The sequence below is a fragment of the Huijunlia imazamoxiresistens genome, from assembly GCF_037132455.1.
In the GTDB taxonomy this organism is placed as follows: Bacteria; Bacteroidota; Bacteroidia; order Chitinophagales; family Chitinophagaceae; genus Flavisolibacter; species Flavisolibacter imazamoxiresistens.
On record NZ_JBBBEI010000041.1, the window covers coordinates 1 to 17,929 of the forward strand.

A 17,929-nucleotide genomic window follows, 5' to 3' on the forward strand; every position below is an offset into this window, starting at 1 on the left:
ACAGAGAAGTTAAGCCCCTTCTGGCCGATGGTACTGCATTTAGTTGCGGGAGAGTAGGTAGCTGCCATATTTATTCACAAAAGCCTTTTCTTCGGAAGAGGCTTTTGTCGTTTTAGAACTTCCCGGATTAGCATTACTTGCTTTGCCCGATTGCTTTTCCTATTAATCATTTTATCGATTAATCACCCCTAAATCCCGGTCGACCCTTTATCTTGCACCCTGCATGAAAAAAGTATCGCCGGCATTATCTTTTCCCATGCGCCTCTGGCGCTTCATCAGGCGTTGGGTGCTTATTCTTTTCCTTTTCCAGTTGGTGTACCTGGTGGCGTTAAAATGGATCGACCCGCCATTTACCCTGACACAACTGGGAAGCCTGTTCTCAGGCGACGGCCTCAGCCGGGATTATGTGGACGATGACGAAATTTCCTACAATATGAAACTGGCGGTCATCGCTTCGGAAGACCAGATCTTCCCCGACCATAGCGGCTTCGACTGGAAAAGCATCGAGGCAGCCATGAAATACAACAAGCGCAAACCCAACCGCGTCCGGGGCGCCAGCACCATCAGCCAGCAGGTGGCCAAAAACGTGTTCCTCTGGCAGGGCCGAAGCTGGATACGCAAAGGCCTCGAGGTCTATTTTACCAAGATGATCGAATGGATCTGGGGCAAAAAGCGGATCCTGGAAGTTTACCTCAATGTTATTGAAATGGGCAAAGGCATATACGGGGCCGAAGCAGCAGCGAAAAAGTATTTCGGCAAAAGCGCCGACCGGCTCACCCGCCGGGAAGCTGCCCTGATCGCTTCCTGCCTGCCCAACCCGAAAAAATTCACCGTGAAACCCGTTTCCGGCTTTGTGGCCCGCCGCAGCAGCTGGGTACAGCGGCAAATGAACCACCTCGAAGATGACGCGGATATCCAGGCGATCATCCACACAAAGAAGTAAAAAGAAAGGTACCAGGAGTGAGCTGGTACCTTTCTTTTTTATCATTGAATCAGGAGCTTGATTTTATCGCTGTTGTGGGAGAACCAGCCCGCATCGGATCCGATGGCGAACCGGATAAAGTAGGTGCCCTCCGGAAGCTCGGGCCGGATACGGACGGAAACCGTTTGCTGCCGTACCAGTTGCTGCAGGGTAAGGGGCAGCTCCACATCCTTTAGCCATCCCTTCTTATCAAAAAGGCCGGCCTTGACAGGGAAATCAACCTGGGGATGCTCCAACAGGTATTTGCGGTAGGCATCGGGTAAGGTGGTGGCGGCATTCAGCACTACCTCCCCATTTCCTGTAGTGGCATAGTCTTTCTCCTGCGGCCGCACCATGACCTTAGAAAAAGAATGAAAGCTGCTGTCGAACGAATAATGGATCGTTCCGATGGGTGTGGCGAGGCTATCCTGGGGGCCTTCCGGTGTTGGGGCATTGAACACGACGACCGGCCGCCCGAACAGCGAATCCTCGATGGGCCAGAAGTTGTAGTTGTTGCGGCGACGCATGTACTCGTTCAGCGAGTACGTAGGCTGCCCGGAATAGAACCAGTATTTCGAGGAGTTTTGATAGGAACTGGAAAGCACCACCGGCAGGCCGTGTGTTTTCTGAAAAAGTTCCTGTGGCCAGCCTTTCCAGGAATGAAAACGTTCCGCTACCGCTTTGACCGGCACCAGGTCAAACACGATGACCGTACGCAGGAGCACTACGAGCACCAGGGTGGGCGCCAGCAGGCGCACCGTCCAACGCCGGGCCTTCGCATGCTGCAGCAGGTATTGGTGGCTTAACACGATGATCGGGATAATGGCGGGGGCGGTCCAGTTAGCTTCCACACGGCCGCGGAAGCTGCTCAGGAAAAAGAACAGGAAAATGCCGATGCCTGTTGCCTTCAGCGCCCTTTCGGTGAGCGACAGGGTGCGGTAGCGGACAACGGCGTTCCAGAAAATGACCCCTGCCAGCGGGCCGGCGATCAGGATCTGCCCCAGTATATAGTCAAGGGTGTACGAAACCTTGTAGGGGTTCACATTGCTCTCGAAAAGGTGGTAGCGAAAGCTGATCCAGTCGTGCCCGTATTGCCACCACAGGTGCGGCAGGTAGAAGAGCAGGGCCAGCAGCCCGGCGACATAGGTCTGCCACCGGCGCAGCAGCGACAGGTTCGACAGCAGGGTAAACAGGATGATCAGCGCAGCATGGTACTTACTGTATAACAGAAAGGTGGTGACCACCGCCATCAAAAACGTATGGGCAACCGAAGGTGTGGTGACAAAGCGCCGGTACGCCAGGAAGAACAGGGCCGTAAAGAACATCAGCGGGTTATCGGGCACGGCCAGGAAACCGCCGATCTGCAGTACCGCCAGGGAAAAGCAGACCAGGTAAAAGGTGGCCGGATCTTTTTTGTCCGTCAGCTTTTCGCAGAGAAAGATCGTCAGGGTGTTCAGCACCACCATCAGCAGGCGCACGCCCAGCTCGCCGGGGAAGAGGGCCGTTCCCATCCGGATCAGCAGGGCCGTCATGGGCGGGTGGTCGAAATACCCCCAGTCAAGGAAGCGGGAAAAGACCCAGTAATAAGCTTCATCATCGAGCAGCTCGCTGAACGAAGCCTGCAGCATGCCCACGAGAAACCAGGTGGCGTAAAAAAGGGTGCGGTGGTGTTTTTGTACAAATGCGTTCATGAGCCTGGGGGTTACGGATGGGGGAAATGTGCATTAATAATGGTGATGGCGGCCTGGAGCCGGTCGGCATACGAGCCGGAGACCACGGCCCAGTTACCGGGATGGGCCACCATGAGGTCGAGATACATTTTATACAGCCGCTGACGGAAAGCAGGGTCGGGGTATTCGCGCAGTTCGTCGGCTACCCAGGGCAGGTCCACATCGCACAGCAGGTGCAGGTCGTAGGGGCGGGTGGCAATGCTTTTCAGGATCCAGGCCGGGCAGTCGTTGAAGGCCACTTCGCACCATACCTTCATCACCCGCATGTCCGTATCGATAAAGTAAAAGTTGTTCCGGGCTTCAGACAGCAGGTTGTCTTCCAGCTGCAGTTGTCCCCGGGCAATATGATGCAGGTCTTCGTAGGTATAGTCCTTTCCATTCTCGATCAGGTATTCCCTTGCGTATTCCGGGCACCATACCGTGCCGTAATAGTCTGCCAGTTGCTGGCACAACGTGCTTTTGCCGGTGGATTCCGGCCCGATGATAACGATCTTTCTGACCATAATGAATACACGAAGTACACGAATTAACGCCAATCCCCCAATTAATGGGCGCTTTGCGCCCGCCGCTTCCATTCGGCCAGTCCCCAAAATGCCATCAGCAGCAGGATGAAATAAAAGACGGAGGTAAATACCAGTCCTTTTACAAAATACAGGGGGACGGAGGCGATGTTGGTGGCGATCCACCAGTACCAGCTTTCCACTTTCTTTTTCGCCATCAGCCACATGCCGGTGTAGGCGGTGGCGCTGGCAAAGGAGTCGCCCCAGGGAATGACGCCGGGATAGAAGGCGGTTTTCAGGTATACCAGCGCCAGGTAGATCAGGACGTACAGTATGCCGAAGAAGGCCAGCTGCTGCAGCCATTGCTTGCGGGTGGAGTGGGTGATGTGCAGCACGGGATGGTGTTCACGGTCTTTGCGGGCCCAGAGGTACCAGCCCCAGATGCTCAGGGCCGAGTAATAAATGTTGACGCTGGCCTCGCCGATCAGGTGGTAGTTGAAGCTCAGGTACACATAGATCAGGGTGCTGACCAGCCCGACAGGATATACCAGGATATCTTCCTTCCGGGAAAACCAGACCGAGGCGATGCCGGCCAGTACCGCCACATACTCCAGCAGCGTGGTTTGCTGCATGCCGGCCACGAACTGCTGCCAAAATTCCTGCAAAGACATGGCGTGAAGATAAGCAGGTTCAAAAATCCAGGCATCCCGGTCCCGAATAATAAAAGCGGCCCCGGGGCCGCTTTTATTATTTATAGTCACTTTGATGATCGTTTGTTATTCCGCTTCGGCCACCACTTCGCGTACTTCGGGGATCATGCGTTTCATCATGCCTTCGATACCGGCTTTAAGGGTGATCATGCTGGAGGGGCAGCCGCTGCAGGAGCCCTGCAACATCAGGTTTACCCGGCCGTTCTCGTAGCTTTTGAACTGGATGGCGCCGCCGTCCATTTCCACTGCCGGGCGCACATAGTTGTCCAGCAGTTCTTTGATGCGTTTCACCACGTCGCTGTCGTCAGCCTCGATCACGTTGCTGCTTTCGGGCTTCAGGGCCACGATCTCGTCTTCATTGATCACCGGCTTGTTTTCTTCCAGGTATTCTTTCAGGAACTGGCGGATCGAGGGGATCACGTCGTCCCAGTCGGTTTCGTGGGTTTTCGTCAGCGTTACAAAATTGGAAGCGATAAATACGGACCTAATAAAGGGGAAACCAAACAGCTCCAGCGCCAGGGGCGAGGGTTTTGCACTCTCCTGATCCGGGAAATCAATGCTTTTGCCGGGGTATAAAAGCTTGTTGGCAACAAACTTCATGGTTTCCGGGTTCGGGGTCATCTCGGTGTAAATGCTAATTATGGGGTTTCCGGTCTTAATCATGTGTCGACTTTTTAGAGACACCAAAATTACCGATTATTTTCCCAGCAAGGCGTCCAAAAGTTCGAAAGAAACCCTAAAGCCTCACGGAGGGAATGGGAAATTAGGGTATTTGGAATGGGGAATTAGGTTTGGGGCCGGTTAGGCTCCGGAATTCGTTCTTACTGCTCAGCCTGCCTGATTCCTAAAAGGTATACTTCACGCCGGCGGTGGCATAGAACATTTTTTCCCCTTTTTCCGACAGGTCGGGCCGGCCCTCTACGCTGACCAGGTTTTTAGGCACCACGTAGGCCGGTGTCAGCAGCACCTGCACCTTGCCGGTGGAGAAGATCACCGGGACCGAGGCTTCCAGGGACAGCAGGTTGAACTGCTGTACGGTCTCCGTTACCTGCTGGTTGCGGGGAAACAGCAGGTGGTTGCTTTTTTGCAAATACGTCCGGGAGAACTGCTGGGTGCCAGCATAGGCATAAACCGAGGGGTCGAGCACCAGCACGCTTTTGGGCGAAGTTTGGATGCGAATGATATGGTCTACCCCGGCAGAGGCGCCGAAATCCACCTTGTTGCTGAATTTAACGTCGCCGCCCAGGTTCAGGTTCAGCACCTTGTTCAGAAAGGCCAGGTTGGCGCCGCTTTGGGCTTTCAGGGCCGACTGCACCAGGTCGCTGCTTTCCTTGTAAAAGGGTTTCAGCACATACAGGTTGGTAAGCCATTTATCCGTAGTGTGCAGAAAGCCCAGGGTGGAAACGGTGCCGGCGTACTCCATGGAGGTCTCGGCGTTGTTGACGAAGACCGGCGCCGCATTGACGTACCATTTGGGAGAGATCCAGAGTTCGGCCATGGGGAACAGGCCGCTGCTTTTCAGGTTGTCGGTACGGCCGTAATAGTTTAACCCGCTGTTGTAGTTGATGCTTACTTTGAACTGGGGCTTTGCCGGGCGGGCGGTGGAGTCGGTTGTCTGTGCTTTTACGGACAGGAAGGACAATAAGAGGCTGCTCACCAGCAGGGTGTTGAAAATCTTTTTCATGGTTATGGTCAGGGTGGTTAAAAAGCATCCCATTCAGGAAAGGAATGGGATGCCGGTAATAGGGTGGGAAGGAGATGGTTATTTTGCCTGTACCTGGGCGCTTGTATTCGTTTTTGCCTGTGCCGAAGCCTTGGTTTCAGCCTGGGCTTTTGCACGGGCTTCCGTTTTTACTTTACCGCCGGCTTTTACGGTTTGTTCTTTAGCGGTTTGCAGTCCGGCGGCTGCCTTGTTCTCTGCTTCGGCTTTAGCGGCGGCCGATGTCTTTACGGCGGCATCTTTTTTCGCTGCTACATCGGTTTGAATATCGGCTGCTGTTTTCTCTGTCTTTTCAATCGCTTTCTTTCCGTTTACACGTACCTGTGTATTGGTTTGTGTGGCGCTTTCCACGTCGGCTTCTGCGGGCAGGCTCAGTACGGCGGAGTTGCCGTTGGCGTGGGCTTTGGCTTCTTCGGAAGCATGTACACCAGCCTGTGTTTTCAGGCGGGCGTTGGCCGATACATCCGCGCTGTTTTTCAGGTCGTTGGTAACGGAGGTAGTGGTTTGAACGCTGTTGTTCAGTGCTGTATGTGCAACAGTGGATGTAGTGGCGGTTGCTTTTGCGGCAGTGGAGGCGCCTGCGGATACGGCGCTGCGGGTGGCGGCTGCTGCCTGGGTGGTAGCTCCGGCGGCTACTCCGACGGCTGCTTTGGTCGCTGCCTGGGCGGCGGCCTGCGTAGTAGCCTTGGTAGCGGCCTGCGTGGTAGCGTTCACAGAACCGGTAATGCGGGTGGCGCTGCTGATGCCCAGGCCTGCTTGTGCAAAAGATACGGAGGCGCCAAAAGTAGCTGCCAGCAGCAGCATGGAAGTCTTCATTGATTTCATAGATTAAGTGTTTTCGTTGGTTTTATGTATTAAGCGTTTTCGTGTTTTTAAGACGCGAAACATAATGCAGGGTTTAAAAACACGGGCTAACTTTTTTTAACCTTCGTCAACACCACCCAATAAATTCACTCCATCTTCCTTGCCTGTTGCTTATTGTCTATTGCTTCTTCTATCATGCCAGCAGGCCCGGTAAACCGGTGTCGCTATCAGCCAGGGCCTTGATATTGGAAAGGGTGACCAGGGCGATCTGGTCCAGCGCTTCCCGCGTAAAGAAAGCCTGGTGTGCCGTCACCAGCACATTGGGAAAACTCATAAGCCGCTGGATAAGATCATCCGCGATGATATCTCCCGACAGGTCGCGGAAGAACAGCTTTTCCTCCTGCTCGTATACATCCAGGCCGAGGGCTCCGATCTGGCCTGTCTTCAGGGCATCGATCGCATCCTTTGTCTGGATCAATGCACCGCGACTGGTATTAATGATCATCACGCCCCGCTTCATCAGGGCAATGGTGCTTTTGCTGACCAGGTGCTTGGTCTGGTCGTTCAGGGGCGTGTGCAGTGAAATGATATCCGACTGCCGCAGCAGCTCCATCAGGGGAACGAATTCGATGCCTTCGCGTTCCAGCACCGGGTCCACGAACAGGTCGAATGCCAGCACCCGGCAGCCGAATCCTTTCATGATGCGGCAAAAGGCGGCGCCGATCTTTCCCGTGCCCACCACACCTACCGTCTTCCCGTAAAGGTCGAAGCCCATAAGCCCGTTCAGCGAAAAGTTCTGTTCACGTACACGGTTATACGCTTTATGTGTTTTGCGGTTGAGTGTAAGGATCAGGGCCACGGCATGTTCGGCTACCGCTTCGGGCGAATAAGCCGGTACCCGGCATACGCGGATCCCCATTTCTTTTGCTGCCGGCAGGTCCACATTATTGAAGCCGGCGCAGCGCAGGGCGATGGTCTTTACCTGCCGCTGGGCCAGTTGCCGGATGACATCGGCAGGAAGGCTGTCGTTGACAAAAACGCAAACCGCTTCCGACCCGCTGACCAGGCTTACGGTTTTGCTGTCCAGGGCCATTTCGAAAAATTCCAGCTCAAAGCCGAATGCCTCGTTGTGCCGGGTAAAGAATTCTTTGTCGTAAGGCTGCGTGGAAAAGAAGGTGATTTTCATTGCGGGAAAAAATTGAATCCAATAAAAAAGACGAAAGGCTTTTCTCTTAAAAGATTCGCCTTTCGTCTCTAAAGTACTTTTTATTTCGGAATGCCCCGGATGACTATTTTATGATCATCAGCTTGGCATAATTCAGCATGATCTTCTTCTCGCCGTTGGTATCGAAGCGGATCGTGGCTACGGGGTTGTGTCCGGAGCCTTCGAGCTTCAGCACTTCACCGAAACCGAATTTCTGGTGCTCTACCCGGTTGCCCACCTGTAGTTGTGCGATATCGCTGGGCACGAAGTTGGCCGAGGGGTTGTGCGCCACTTCCTTGGGCTTGGCGCCGTTGCTGATAATGGTGGAAACGAAGGTTTTTTCCTTCGGCGCTTCCTCCGTTTTGCGGGTATTGCCGTGCAGGCGGTCGAAGGCGCTGCCCATGCTGCGGCCGGCGCTCTGGTTTTTGACGCCTCCGCCGGCATAGCTGCGGTCGAGGTAGTCGGCAGGGATCTCGTCAATAAAGCGGCTGGGCTCATTGGCCGACAACTGGCCGAACTTGTAGCGGGTGTTGGCGTACGACAGGTACAGCCTTCCCTTGGCGCGGGTCACCGCCACGTAGAACAGCCGGCGCTCTTCCTCCAGCTCCTCGCGGGTGTTGATGCTCATGCCGCTGGGGAACAGCGTTTCTTCCATACCGCCTACGAATACCACGGGGTACTCCAGTCCTTTGGCGGCGTGGATGGTCATCATCTTTACCGTGTCGGCGTTGGGGTCTTTCTGGTCGGCATCGGTCAGCAGGGTAATCTGCTGCAGGTAGGTGCCGAGTCCTTTATCGCCCACTTCGCCGCTTTCCTCGCTCATGGGGGTTTCGGTAAATTCCTTGATGGAGTTCAGCAGCTCCTGGATGTTCTCGTAGCGCTGTACCCCTTCGGTCGATTTATCGTTGAACAGTTCTTTTACAAAGTTGGTCTGCTTGCCCACGTGGAACGCGATGTCGTAGGCGTTTTTGGTCCCCAGCATACTGGCAAAGGAGCGGATCATCAGCACGAATTCCTGGATGGCCTGCAGGGTGCCGGCGCGGAAGCCGAACTCGGAGGCCGCCTCCAGCACTTCCCACATGCTGATGCCGGCCTCGTTGGCGGCCAGCACGGCGCGGTCGATGGAGGTTTTGCCGATGCCGCGCACCGGGTAGTTGATGATGCGCTTCAGGGCCTCTTCATCCTTGGGGTTCACGATCAGGCGCAGGTAAGCAATATAGTCCTTCACTTCCTTGCGCTGGTAGAAGGAAATGCCCCCGAAGATGGTGTAGGGAATGCTGGCGCGGCGCAGGCTTTCCTCGAAGGAGCGGCTTTGCGCGTTGGTGCGGTACAGGATGGCGAAATCCTTGTTCTTAAAATGGTTGCGCAGCTTTTGTTCCTGGATGGCGTCGGCCACGAACTTTCCTTCGTCGTTGTCGGTCATGGTGCGTACCAGCTTGATCTTTTCACCGGCGGAGTTTTCGGTCCACAGGTTCTTTGGGATCTGGCCTTTGTTCTTCTTAATGACCTCGTTGGCAACCGTCAGGATGCTCTGGGTACTGCGGTAGTTCTGTTCCAGCTTGATCACCTTGGCATCTTCGTAATCCTGCTGGAACTGGAGGATGTTCTGGATGGTGGCGCCGCGGAAGCCGTAGATGCTTTGCGCGTCGTCGCCCACCACGCACACGTTCTCGTGGGCGGCGCCCAGCAGCTTGATGATCTCGTACTGGGCGGGGTTGGTATCCTGGTACTCGTCGATGAGGATGTATTTGAACTTGTGCTGGAACTTGTGGAGGGCCTCCGGGAAGTTTTTCAGCAGCTCGTACATTTTGAACAGCAGGTCGTCGAAGTCCATGGCGCCGTTCTTAAAGCAGCGTTTGGCGTAGGCGTCGTAGATGGCGCCGATCATGGGGCGGTTGGCCCGCATGTCTTCCTGCTGGATGGCGTAGTCGTTGATGTATTCCCGTGGGGTCACCAGTCCGTTCTTGGCGCCCGAGATGCGGTTGTAGACCGCCGCGGGTTTGTAGTGCTGGGCGTCCAGGTTCAGTTCGGCCACCACGGTCTTGATCACGCTTTTGGCGTCGTCGGTATCGTAGATGGTGAACGAGTTGGGATACCCCAGGCGGTGCGCTTCGCCCCGCAGGATGCGGGCGAACACGCTGTGGAAGGTGCCGATGTAGAGGTTGCGGGCCTCGCGGTTTTGTAAAATGTGCTCTACCCGCTCTTTCATCTCGGCAGCCGCCTTGTTGGTAAAGGTCAGGGCCAATATGTTAAAGGCATCCACCCCCTTGGCCATCAGGTGGGCGATGCGCGTGGTTAATACTTTGGTTTTGCCGCTGCCGGCGCCGGCCACGATCATTAACGGGCCTTCGGTGGTCACCACAGCTTCGTGCTGGTTGGCGTTCAATCCCTTCAGGTAATCTTGCATGCCGCGAAGTTAAAGAGTTAGTTTGGAGTTTGTAGGCTGGGGTTTGGAGTTGGTCGTAAATGGTTGTGAATTATTTATTTATAGGGCCAAACTCCCTCTATCCTCTTTTGGTCTTTTCCCAATAGCTCAAGCCCGCCTTGATGTCGCCGTAGGAGAATTCGTCGCCCAGGCGGTTTTTGAGCTGGCCGGTGGGCGGCACTTCCGGCTGGGCCTTCAGCAACTGCAGGATCTTTTCCAGCTTGGCGGGCGTCAGCAGGGCGTGGATGTCCACTTCGCCGCTGGTGATGAACGACGCCAGGTGGCCTTCGATGGTGCTGAAGGTGAGGTTCCGTTCGGCCGCGATCTCCGCGATGGTTTTGCCCTCCTTATACATTTGCAGGCTGATGCGGTTGGTTTCGCCCTTGGGGGCTTTGCCGGCGGCCTTCACGGCCTTTTCCTCTTCCTTTACTTCCACCGCCAGGGGTTGGTAAATGTCCTGGGCCAGCTGCAGCAGGTCGCCGCTGGCCTTCAGCATGCCCTCGGCCAGGTGCAGGGCCCGCTCGAGTACCTGCTTTTGCCGCAGGAACTCCCGCTTCAGGTCGGTCAGCTCTTTCAGGTAGCGTTTTACCTTCTTTTCCTTTTTGATTTCCTCGAAGTGGAGGTCCAGGGGCGCCAGCAGCTGCTCGTCGATGCTTTTGGCAAAATAGTCCACGGCCGCCTTCGTGCGGGCGTACAGTTGCTGGTAGCCGCCTTCGGCCGCCACGTACAGTTGGTCCAGCTGGCGGGTAAACTTTACGGCCACCTCGCTCAGCTTCACCGACTCGGACAGGGCGGTGCCCGCCCAGGCGATGGCCAGATCTTTGCGGGGCAGGTCCCGTTCCAGTATGTCCTGGCGGTGCTGCCGCACGGTTTCCAGCATTTTCTGCCAGTCGAAGCCTTTGAGCAACGACTGCTTGATAAACACCTGCTGTTCCTCTTCCAGCACGGCCTGCAGCTCTTCTTCCGTCCATTCTTTTTTTACGAACTCCAGCACCCTTACGTCGGTGCTGATGCAGGAGGGGTGGATCCGCGAATGCAGCACCAGCCCTTCGAGGTTCGTCAGCCGGCTCAGGGCCACGTACACCTGGCCGGGGGCAAAGGAGGCGCCGGCGTCGATGATGGCCCGCTCAAAGGTCAGGCCCTGGCTTTTGTGGATGGTGATGGCCCATGCCAGGCGGATGGGGTATTGCTTAAACGTGCCCAGCTCTTCCTCCTCCACCTTGTCGGCCTCCTTGTCGTAATTGTAGCGGATGTTCTGCCACAGCTCCTGTTCCAGCTCCAGGTCGGCGGATTCGTTGGGGAAAGAGACCAGGATGCGGTCTTTCGTAATGCTTTTGATGAGGCCGATCTTGCCGTTGTAGAAGCGGCGGGCATCGCCCTTGTCGTTCTTGATGAACATGATCTGGGCGCCTTCCTTCAGCTGAAGGGTTTCTTCGGCGGGGTAGGAGCGGTCGTTGAAATCGCCCTCCACCTCGGCCTTGAAGGAGTGGGCCTTGCCCGGCAGGTTCTCCAGCTCGCGCCGGTTGATGGTGTCGGCCTTGCTGTTGTGCGAGGTCAGGGTAATGTAGTGCTCGTTCTCCGGCGGCTGGAAGCCCGGGTGGTAGTGCTGGTGCAGGCGCTCCAGGTCGGCCCGGGTACAGCTGTTGTTGCGGATGTTGTTGAGGATATCGATAAAGGTGTCATCGCTCTGGCGGTAGATCTTTTTCAGCTCGATAAAGACCGGGGGCGCTTCCTGGATCACGTGGGCGTCGAAGAAGAAGGGGCTGCGGTAGTGGGGCTTCAGCAGCTCCCATTCCTCGTTCTGCACCACGGGCGGCAGCTGCAGCAGGTCCCCGATATAGACGACCTGCACCCCGCCGAAAGGCACCAGGGGCTGACGGCGCACATGCCGCAGTACGGCGTCCACGGCATCGAGCAGGTCGGCGCGCACCATCGACACCTCGTCGATGATCAGCAGGTCCAGCTCCCGCAGCAGCTCGCGCTTGGAGCCCGCCAGGCGCAGGTTTTTAAAAAGGCTGTGCTGGTTGTTTACCCGGCCGTCAAAAACGCCCCAGTTGCTTTCCTGCGTGGGCAGGTAGGCGCCGAAGGGCAGCTGGAACAGGGAATGCAGGGTAACGCCCCCCGCATTGATGGCCGCTACGCCGGTAGGCGCGGCCACCGCCATTTTTTTAAAGCTGTGCTCCCGGATGTACTTCAGGAACGTGGTCTTGCCGGTACCGGCCTTACCCGTCAGGAACAGGTGGCGGCTGGTCTGGTTCACAAAGGAAACCGCTTTATTGAAGATGGGATTCGATGTAAAGCTTACACTCATAAAGGGCGCCAATATAGGGGGAAAAACGCGAAGGTAATATTAAAGTAAAAAGGAATTGGTTAATTGGTTCATTGGGTATTGGGCCCTTGGCAAAACAAGCTTTCTGCCGGGATTCCAAATACCCTGATACCCCAATTAACCAATACCCTAAACCTTGTTTGGCATGCTATTTCAGGCGTTTGCAGGGATCAATTTATTCAATTAAACCTGAACATATGAGACGTTTAGAAGGTAAGGTTGCTATTGTAACGGGAGGGGCTACGGGTATAGGAGAGGCGGTATCGAAAAAGTTTGCGCTGGAAGGGGCAAAAGTGGTGGTGAACGGCTTTCCCGAGGACCCGGTGCAGGATGTGGTGGACGACATCCGCAAAATGGGGGGCGAGGCTTCGCCGTTTGTGGCAGATATTTCCATCGACAGCAATGCCATGGAATGCGTTGCCTTTGCCGTGGCGCAATACGGGAAGCTGGACATCCTGGTAAATAATGCCGGCGTGTTCCCGGTGATGGAAGAAATTTACAACTATCCCACGGAAGCGTTTGAATACCTGCTGCGCAACAATGTGCGCACGGTGTTCCTGATGACCAAGTTCGCCCTGCCGGAACTGAAGAAAACCAAGGGCGTGGTGCTGGCCGCCGGCTCGGAAGCGGGGTTGAACGGGCTGGCCGAAAATGCGCCCTACGGGGGTACCAAGGGCTGGATCCATTCCTTTATCCGCGGCATAGCGGTGGAGCAGGCCAAGCACGGCGTGCGGGCCAACTGCGTGTGCCCGGGCGCCATCGATACCGCATGGACCCATAAGGAAACCGGTCCCATGAAGAAAAAGCATGAGAAGATGATCGTAGCCGGAACGCCCTTGGGCAGGAGGGGCACACCGGAGGAAATTGCCAATGCCTACCTGTTCCTGGCTTCCGACGAAGCCTCCTACGTGACGGGCACCCTGTTCTTCGTGGATGGCGGCATTACCATTGGCAAAGGACCGGTAGGAGAAGAGGCCGACAAGGATGTGAAACACGAGCCCACAGGCGACCTGCACCTGCAGCATAGCAAGGATGGGGCTACCGATATGCGGCGGGGCAACCAGGGAAATATATGATTTATTGAAAGCATGTATCTGCGGAAGCAGACAAATAGCAAATAAAGGAGCAGGGGGCGGAACCGAAGGAGGTTTTCCGGCTCCTTGCCTGCTTTATCATCCGCCGGCAGCGGTCCGCCACGAATGGTTATTTTTTCCGGGCCAGGATATAGAGCCAGCAAAAGGTAAAGACGACCTGGGCTGCGCCATCGGCCATGTAGATGTTGCTGATGGTATCATTCAGGGCATAATAGAAGTCCACGTAGGCAAGGCTGACCGACAGGGTCAGCATCAGTACCGTTATGGGCAGGTAGGGGCCTTTGGAGAAAATGCTCAGCAGAAGGCAAAGGGAAATGGACAGCAGCAGCAGGCTGACGGTCTTGACCAGCCAGATATCGGTTTTATACCCGGAAACTTTTAGGAAGCTTTCGATGTCCACGATGGGCCAGACGGCGGTCAGAAAGGTGTAGATGCCCTGTATCCAGGAGGTATAAATGCGGAATTTCATTTACAGAAGCTGCGGTTATTCTACGAACTGGCCTTTTTTTTTGCCAGGTGGGTTTCGATGCGTTCCAGCAGCCGGGCGCTTTGAAAAGGTTTGGGCAGGAAGTCGTCCGCCCCGAAATCCGCGTAATTCTTCTGGGCGCTGGGATGCCCGGAGAACATGATAATGAGAATGTCTTTGAGGTCTTCGGAACTTTTTAATTTTTTGCAGATATCGCGGCCGTCCACGCCGGACAATAAAACGTCCATCACAATAAGGTCGGGATGGAAGGTCGCCACCTGTTCATATGCCTCGCCCTCCCTGGAAGCCGTTGCCACCTGGTAGCCCTTCTTCTTCAGTAACAACTGCAGGACAGTGATTACATCCGGGTCATCATCTATGATCAGTATTTTCTCCATGTATACCCTATGTTTTTTTATGCCGCTCTGGTCTAATGATGCAACCGCTTTTCGAACGCTCCGGGTCTAAAAAGGACGGAAAATGGATAGAAATTCAAATGTAAAAAATTAGGCGGGTACTTCGCAAATTTAATCCGGTGAAATAGGGGGAGAAATTACCCTTCCTTTATTTTTTCCGACGTAAACTGGTTCTTGATGTACTCGTTGAAAAACGCACCGGCCGACCCGTCCACCTCGTGATAGAGCTGGAAGACCTTCCAGAGGCGGGGCGGCACGTTGTGGTAGCGGTACACGTTCCCCGACCGGAATTCGATTTCCAGGATCTTCTCTTCTTCCAGGTACTCCAGGCGGTGTATGGTGGAAGACTTGGTGGTAAATACGGGCTTACTCATAGCACGAGCTTTTAAGCTTGAAAAAATTATACCAGAACAGCTTAACGAGTTCCTAAGTTCCTGAGTTGTCGTAATTCCAAACGGCTAGCTTCTAACTTAGGAACTTAGGAACTGTTCAAAACAGCACATTGTTTGCAGCAGTCCGGTTATGGTTAGAAGACTCAGGGAGCGGATTAAGAAATTCTGGGCGGCGGTGGCGCTGCTTTCGGTGGAAATGCTAATAGTACTGGCCTTGTTTACGGGCGCCCTGGCGCTGTTTGTGTACATGGTCCGGCGGGTGTTTTACCTGCACAACAATGCCTTCGACGAAAAGGTCTTTACTTACCTCAGTACCCATGTCAATCCGCGCAACAACGAGATCATGCAGGCCTTTACCTTCCTGGGGACCCATAAATTCCTCATTCCGGCTAATTTGGTGCTGATCGCCTATTTTCTATTTATCCGGAGGCACCGCTGGTATTCCATCAAAGTACCGGCCATTGCCCTGAGCAGCCTGGCGCTGATGTTCGGGCTGAAGTTCGTGTTCGAGCGGCCCCGCCCCCTCACCCCCCTGCTCGAGGAGGCCCGCGGCCTGAGCTTTCCCAGCGGCCATGCCCTGATGAGCGTTACCTTTTACGGGCTGCTGGTCTATATCGTCTGGCACTCCATCAAGCAAAAAGGGCTGAAATGGACCCTTATCGCCCTATTGCTGCTGCTGATCCTGGTTATCGGCTTTACCCGCATTTACCTGCGGGTGCACTACGCCAGCGACGTGGTGGCCGGCTTTTGCGTGGGCCTTTTGTGGCTGGTGATCTGCGTGTGGACCCTGAACCAGCTGGAAAAATACAGCAAGCGCAACCTGAATGCCCTGGTGCAGGAGCCCGCCCTGCCCCAAAAAGTAAAATAATTCCCGGGGGCGGCCCCGGGAAATGGGTTATTTCCGGGGCTGGACATCCACCCGGTCCTCGCCCTTAGCCGTGTCTGTTTCCGGCGTATACTGTATGCCGGTATCGCTGCGCAGGGCGCCGTCGCGGTCGACCGGGGCTATGCCGTCATCTACTGATCCTCCCTCGCCCCTGGCGCCGTCGCTGTTGCAGGCGCTCAGGGCAAAAACTACTGCCGCCATAACAAAAAGCCTTTTCATAATCATTCATTTAGGGTTTAGCTTTCAATTATTTTGCCAGTACGGGCCGGAGGCCTTTAGGTTTAACGAATCTTCTAGCTCAAAACCCATCCGATTAGCTACTTTTGCACCTCAAATTTTTTAATAAATGATTTCAGTAAATAATGTGACGCTTTCGTTCGGCAAACGCGTGCTTTTTGACGAAGTGAACCTCACTTTCAATAAAGGCAACTGTTATGGGGTCATCGGGGCCAACGGAGCGGGAAAGTCCACATTTTTAAAAATATTATCCGGCGAGATCGAGCCCAACAAGGGTTCGGTGGTCATTACCCCGGGCGAACGCATGGCGGTTTTAAAGCAGAACCAGTTTGCCTTTGACGAGGTAACTGTGCTGAATACCGTTATGATGGGCCATGACAAGCTCTGGAAGGTGATGCACGAGCGGGATGCCATCTATGCCAAGGCCGACTTTACCGAGGAAGACGGCATGCGTGCCGGCGAGCTGGAAGGCGAATTCGGCGAAATGGGCGGCTATACGGCCGAAAGCGATGCCGCCACCCTTCTGAGCGACCTGGGCATTAAGGAAGACCTCCACCAGAGCCTGATGAAGGACGTCTCCTCCAACATGAAGGTGCGGGTGCTGCTGGCCCAGGCCCTGTTCGGCAACCCCGACATCCTGCTGCTGGACGAACCGACCAACGGCCTGGATATCGAAACCATCGGCTGGCTGGAGAATTTCCTGGCCGAATACGAGAACGTCGTACTGGTGGTATCGCACGACCGTCACTTCCTGGACGCCGTTTGTACCCACGTGGCCGACGTCGACCGCCAGAAGATCAAGATCTTTACCGGTAACTATACCTTCTGGTACGAGTCGTCGCAACTGATGGCCCGCCAGCTGAGCGATAAGAACAAGAAAGTGGAAGACAAGCGCCAGGCCCTGCTGGACTTTATCGCCCGCTTCTCGGCCAACGCCTCCAAAAGCCGCCAGGCCACTGCCCGGAAAAAGGCCCTGGAGAAGCTCACCATCGAAGAGATCGAGCCCTCCAACCGCCGCTACCCCGGCATCATCTTCCAGCCCCAGCGCGAAGTGGGCAACCAGATCCTGAACGTGGAGAACCTGTCCAGCTCGGTAGAAGGCCGCAAGCTGTTCGACAAGGTGACCTTCAGCGTCAACAAGGGCCAGAAGATCGCCTTCCTGAGCAAGGATCCCCAGGCGGTGACCAACTTCTTTGAAATTATCAACGGCAACCTCGAAGCCGACGGCGGCAAGTTCGAATGGGGTACCACCATCACCAAGGCCTACCTGCCCCTGGAGAACAACGAATTCTTCGGAAACGGCCTGAGCCTGCTGGAATGGCTGCGCCAGTACGTGCCCCAGCACGTTACCGATGCCGACGAGCCCTTCCTGAGAGGCTTTTTAGGCAAAATGCTGTTCAGCGGCGATGATATCGCGAAAAAGACCACGGTACTGAGCGGGGGAGAAAAAGTGCGCTGCATGGTGAGCCGCATGATGCTGCAGAACCCCAACCTGATCGTGCTGGACCAGCCCACCAACCACCTGGACCTGGAAAGCATCCAAAGCTTCAACGAAGGCTGTAACGCCTTCCCCGGCATTGTGCTGCTGACCTCGCATGACCACACTTTCATGCAAACCGTGGCCAACCGGGTGATCGAGCTGACGCCCAAGGGCATCATCGACCGCCTGATGACTTTTGACGAATACCTCGAAGACAAGCGCGTAAAGCAATTGCGCGAAGAAATGTACGGCCAGGCTGTTATGGCATAGGACGGTACTTCCAATAATAAAAAAAGGGCACTTCCGGGTGCCCTTTTTTATTATTGGAAATGTAAAATGTAGCATGTAAAATTTAAAATGTAAAATATGGATAACGCCTCCCAGGATAACTGGACCGGGGTACCTGCTTTAAAAATAGGAGCAATGCGGCCGCCTTTCATGCATTATCCTTATTTTACATTTTAAATTTTATATTCTACATTTTACATTTTTCCGGGATTTTCCCGGCCGGAAATTAACCCCAGGAAGCCGGTCCTTTTCACATATATTTAGTGGCAAAAAGGTCTTTTTTTCTG

17 protein-coding genes are annotated in these 17,929 nt (G+C 54.9%); 4 read left to right on the top strand and 13 right to left on the bottom strand.

Going from position 1 to position 17,929, the window contains the following annotated elements; genetic code table 11:
* Positions 1–223: 223 nt before the first annotated feature.
* The gene (gene mtgA, locus V9K67_RS25140; RefSeq protein WP_336727560.1) at positions 224–943 is read left to right on the top strand and encodes a monofunctional biosynthetic peptidoglycan transglycosylase; all 720 of its coding nucleotides are present in this window, start codon (positions 224–226) and stop codon (positions 941–943) included.
* 41 nt (positions 944–984) lie between these two features.
* On the opposite strand, the gene V9K67_RS25145 is transcribed toward mtgA, so the two are convergent.
* The 9 genes from V9K67_RS25145 to V9K67_RS25185 all read right to left on the bottom strand — a co-directional run bounded on the left by V9K67_RS25145 (position 985) and on the right by V9K67_RS25185 (position 12,365).
* A complete protein-coding gene (locus tag V9K67_RS25145) occupies positions 985–2,652 on the bottom strand; it encodes an ArnT family glycosyltransferase (RefSeq protein ID WP_336727562.1) in 1,668 nt (555 codons plus the stop codon).
* An 11-nt stretch (positions 2,653–2,663) separates the two neighbouring features.
* Complete coding sequence (locus tag V9K67_RS25150) at positions 2,664–3,194, bottom strand: AAA family ATPase (protein ID WP_336727564.1); 531 nt, start codon at positions 3,192–3,194, stop codon at positions 2,664–2,666.
* 41 nt (positions 3,195–3,235) lie between these two features.
* Entirely contained in the window at positions 3,236–3,862 is a 627-nt protein-coding gene (gene pnuC, locus V9K67_RS25155) for a nicotinamide riboside transporter PnuC (protein WP_336727566.1), read from the bottom strand.
* 105 nt (positions 3,863–3,967) lie between these two features.
* On the bottom strand, positions 3,968–4,564 hold the full coding sequence (locus V9K67_RS25160) for a NifU family protein (protein WP_336727568.1): 597 nt from the start codon (positions 4,562–4,564) through the stop codon (positions 3,968–3,970).
* 181 nt (positions 4,565–4,745) lie between these two features.
* The gene (locus V9K67_RS25165) at positions 4,746–5,585 is read right to left on the bottom strand and encodes a hypothetical protein (RefSeq protein ID WP_336727570.1); all 840 of its coding nucleotides are present in this window, start codon (positions 5,583–5,585) and stop codon (positions 4,746–4,748) included.
* Between the two features lie 78 nt (positions 5,586–5,663).
* Positions 5,664–6,446 carry a hypothetical protein gene (locus V9K67_RS25170; protein WP_336727572.1) on the bottom strand — a complete coding sequence of 261 codons (783 nt, stop codon included), beginning with the start codon at positions 6,444–6,446 and terminating at the stop codon, positions 5,664–5,666.
* Between the two features lie 172 nt (positions 6,447–6,618).
* Positions 6,619–7,611 carry a 2-hydroxyacid dehydrogenase gene (locus V9K67_RS25175; RefSeq protein ID WP_336727574.1) on the bottom strand — a complete coding sequence of 331 codons (993 nt, stop codon included), beginning with the start codon at positions 7,609–7,611 and terminating at the stop codon, positions 6,619–6,621.
* 103 nt (positions 7,612–7,714) lie between these two features.
* Complete coding sequence (locus V9K67_RS25180; RefSeq protein ID WP_336727575.1) at positions 7,715–10,036, bottom strand: ATP-dependent helicase; 2,322 nt, start codon at positions 10,034–10,036, stop codon at positions 7,715–7,717.
* 97 nt (positions 10,037–10,133) lie between these two features.
* The gene (locus V9K67_RS25185; protein ID WP_336727577.1) at positions 10,134–12,365 is read right to left on the bottom strand and encodes a helix-turn-helix domain-containing protein; all 2,232 of its coding nucleotides are present in this window, start codon (positions 12,363–12,365) and stop codon (positions 10,134–10,136) included.
* 215 nt (positions 12,366–12,580) lie between these two features.
* Between V9K67_RS25185 and V9K67_RS25190 the strand changes: the two genes are divergently transcribed.
* A complete protein-coding gene (locus V9K67_RS25190; RefSeq protein ID WP_336727579.1) occupies positions 12,581–13,459 on the top strand; it encodes an SDR family NAD(P)-dependent oxidoreductase in 879 nt (292 codons plus the stop codon).
* A 127-nt stretch (positions 13,460–13,586) separates the two neighbouring features.
* Here V9K67_RS25190 and V9K67_RS25195 read toward each other — a convergent pair whose 3' ends face one another.
* The 3 genes from V9K67_RS25195 to V9K67_RS25205 all read right to left on the bottom strand — a co-directional run bounded on the left by V9K67_RS25195 (position 13,587) and on the right by V9K67_RS25205 (position 14,733).
* Complete coding sequence (locus V9K67_RS25195) at positions 13,587–13,946, bottom strand: hypothetical protein (protein WP_336727581.1); 360 nt, start codon at positions 13,944–13,946, stop codon at positions 13,587–13,589.
* 20 nt (positions 13,947–13,966) lie between these two features.
* Complete coding sequence (locus V9K67_RS25200; protein WP_336727583.1) at positions 13,967–14,341, bottom strand: response regulator; 375 nt, start codon at positions 14,339–14,341, stop codon at positions 13,967–13,969.
* A 155-nt stretch (positions 14,342–14,496) separates the two neighbouring features.
* Positions 14,497–14,733 (bottom strand): KTSC domain-containing protein, encoded by a 237-nt coding sequence (locus tag V9K67_RS25205; protein WP_336727585.1) that lies wholly within the window; start codon positions 14,731–14,733, stop codon positions 14,497–14,499.
* Positions 14,734–14,881: 148 nt separating this feature from the next.
* On the opposite strand from V9K67_RS25205, the gene V9K67_RS25210 reads away from it, so the two are divergent.
* Positions 14,882–15,619: a phosphatase PAP2 family protein gene (locus tag V9K67_RS25210; RefSeq protein WP_336727587.1), complete on the top strand. Its 738-nt coding sequence runs from the start codon at positions 14,882–14,884 to the stop codon at positions 15,617–15,619.
* A gap of 27 nt (positions 15,620–15,646) precedes the next feature.
* Here V9K67_RS25210 and V9K67_RS25215 read toward each other — a convergent pair whose 3' ends face one another.
* Positions 15,647–15,856, bottom strand: coding sequence for a hypothetical protein (locus V9K67_RS25215; RefSeq protein ID WP_336727589.1), 210 nt, complete (start codon positions 15,854–15,856; stop codon positions 15,647–15,649).
* Between the two features lie 127 nt (positions 15,857–15,983).
* On the opposite strand from V9K67_RS25215, the gene V9K67_RS25220 reads away from it, so the two are divergent.
* Entirely contained in the window at positions 15,984–17,624 is a 1,641-nt protein-coding gene (locus V9K67_RS25220; protein WP_336727591.1) for an ABC-F family ATP-binding cassette domain-containing protein, read from the top strand.
* Positions 17,625–17,929: the final 305 nt, after the last annotated feature.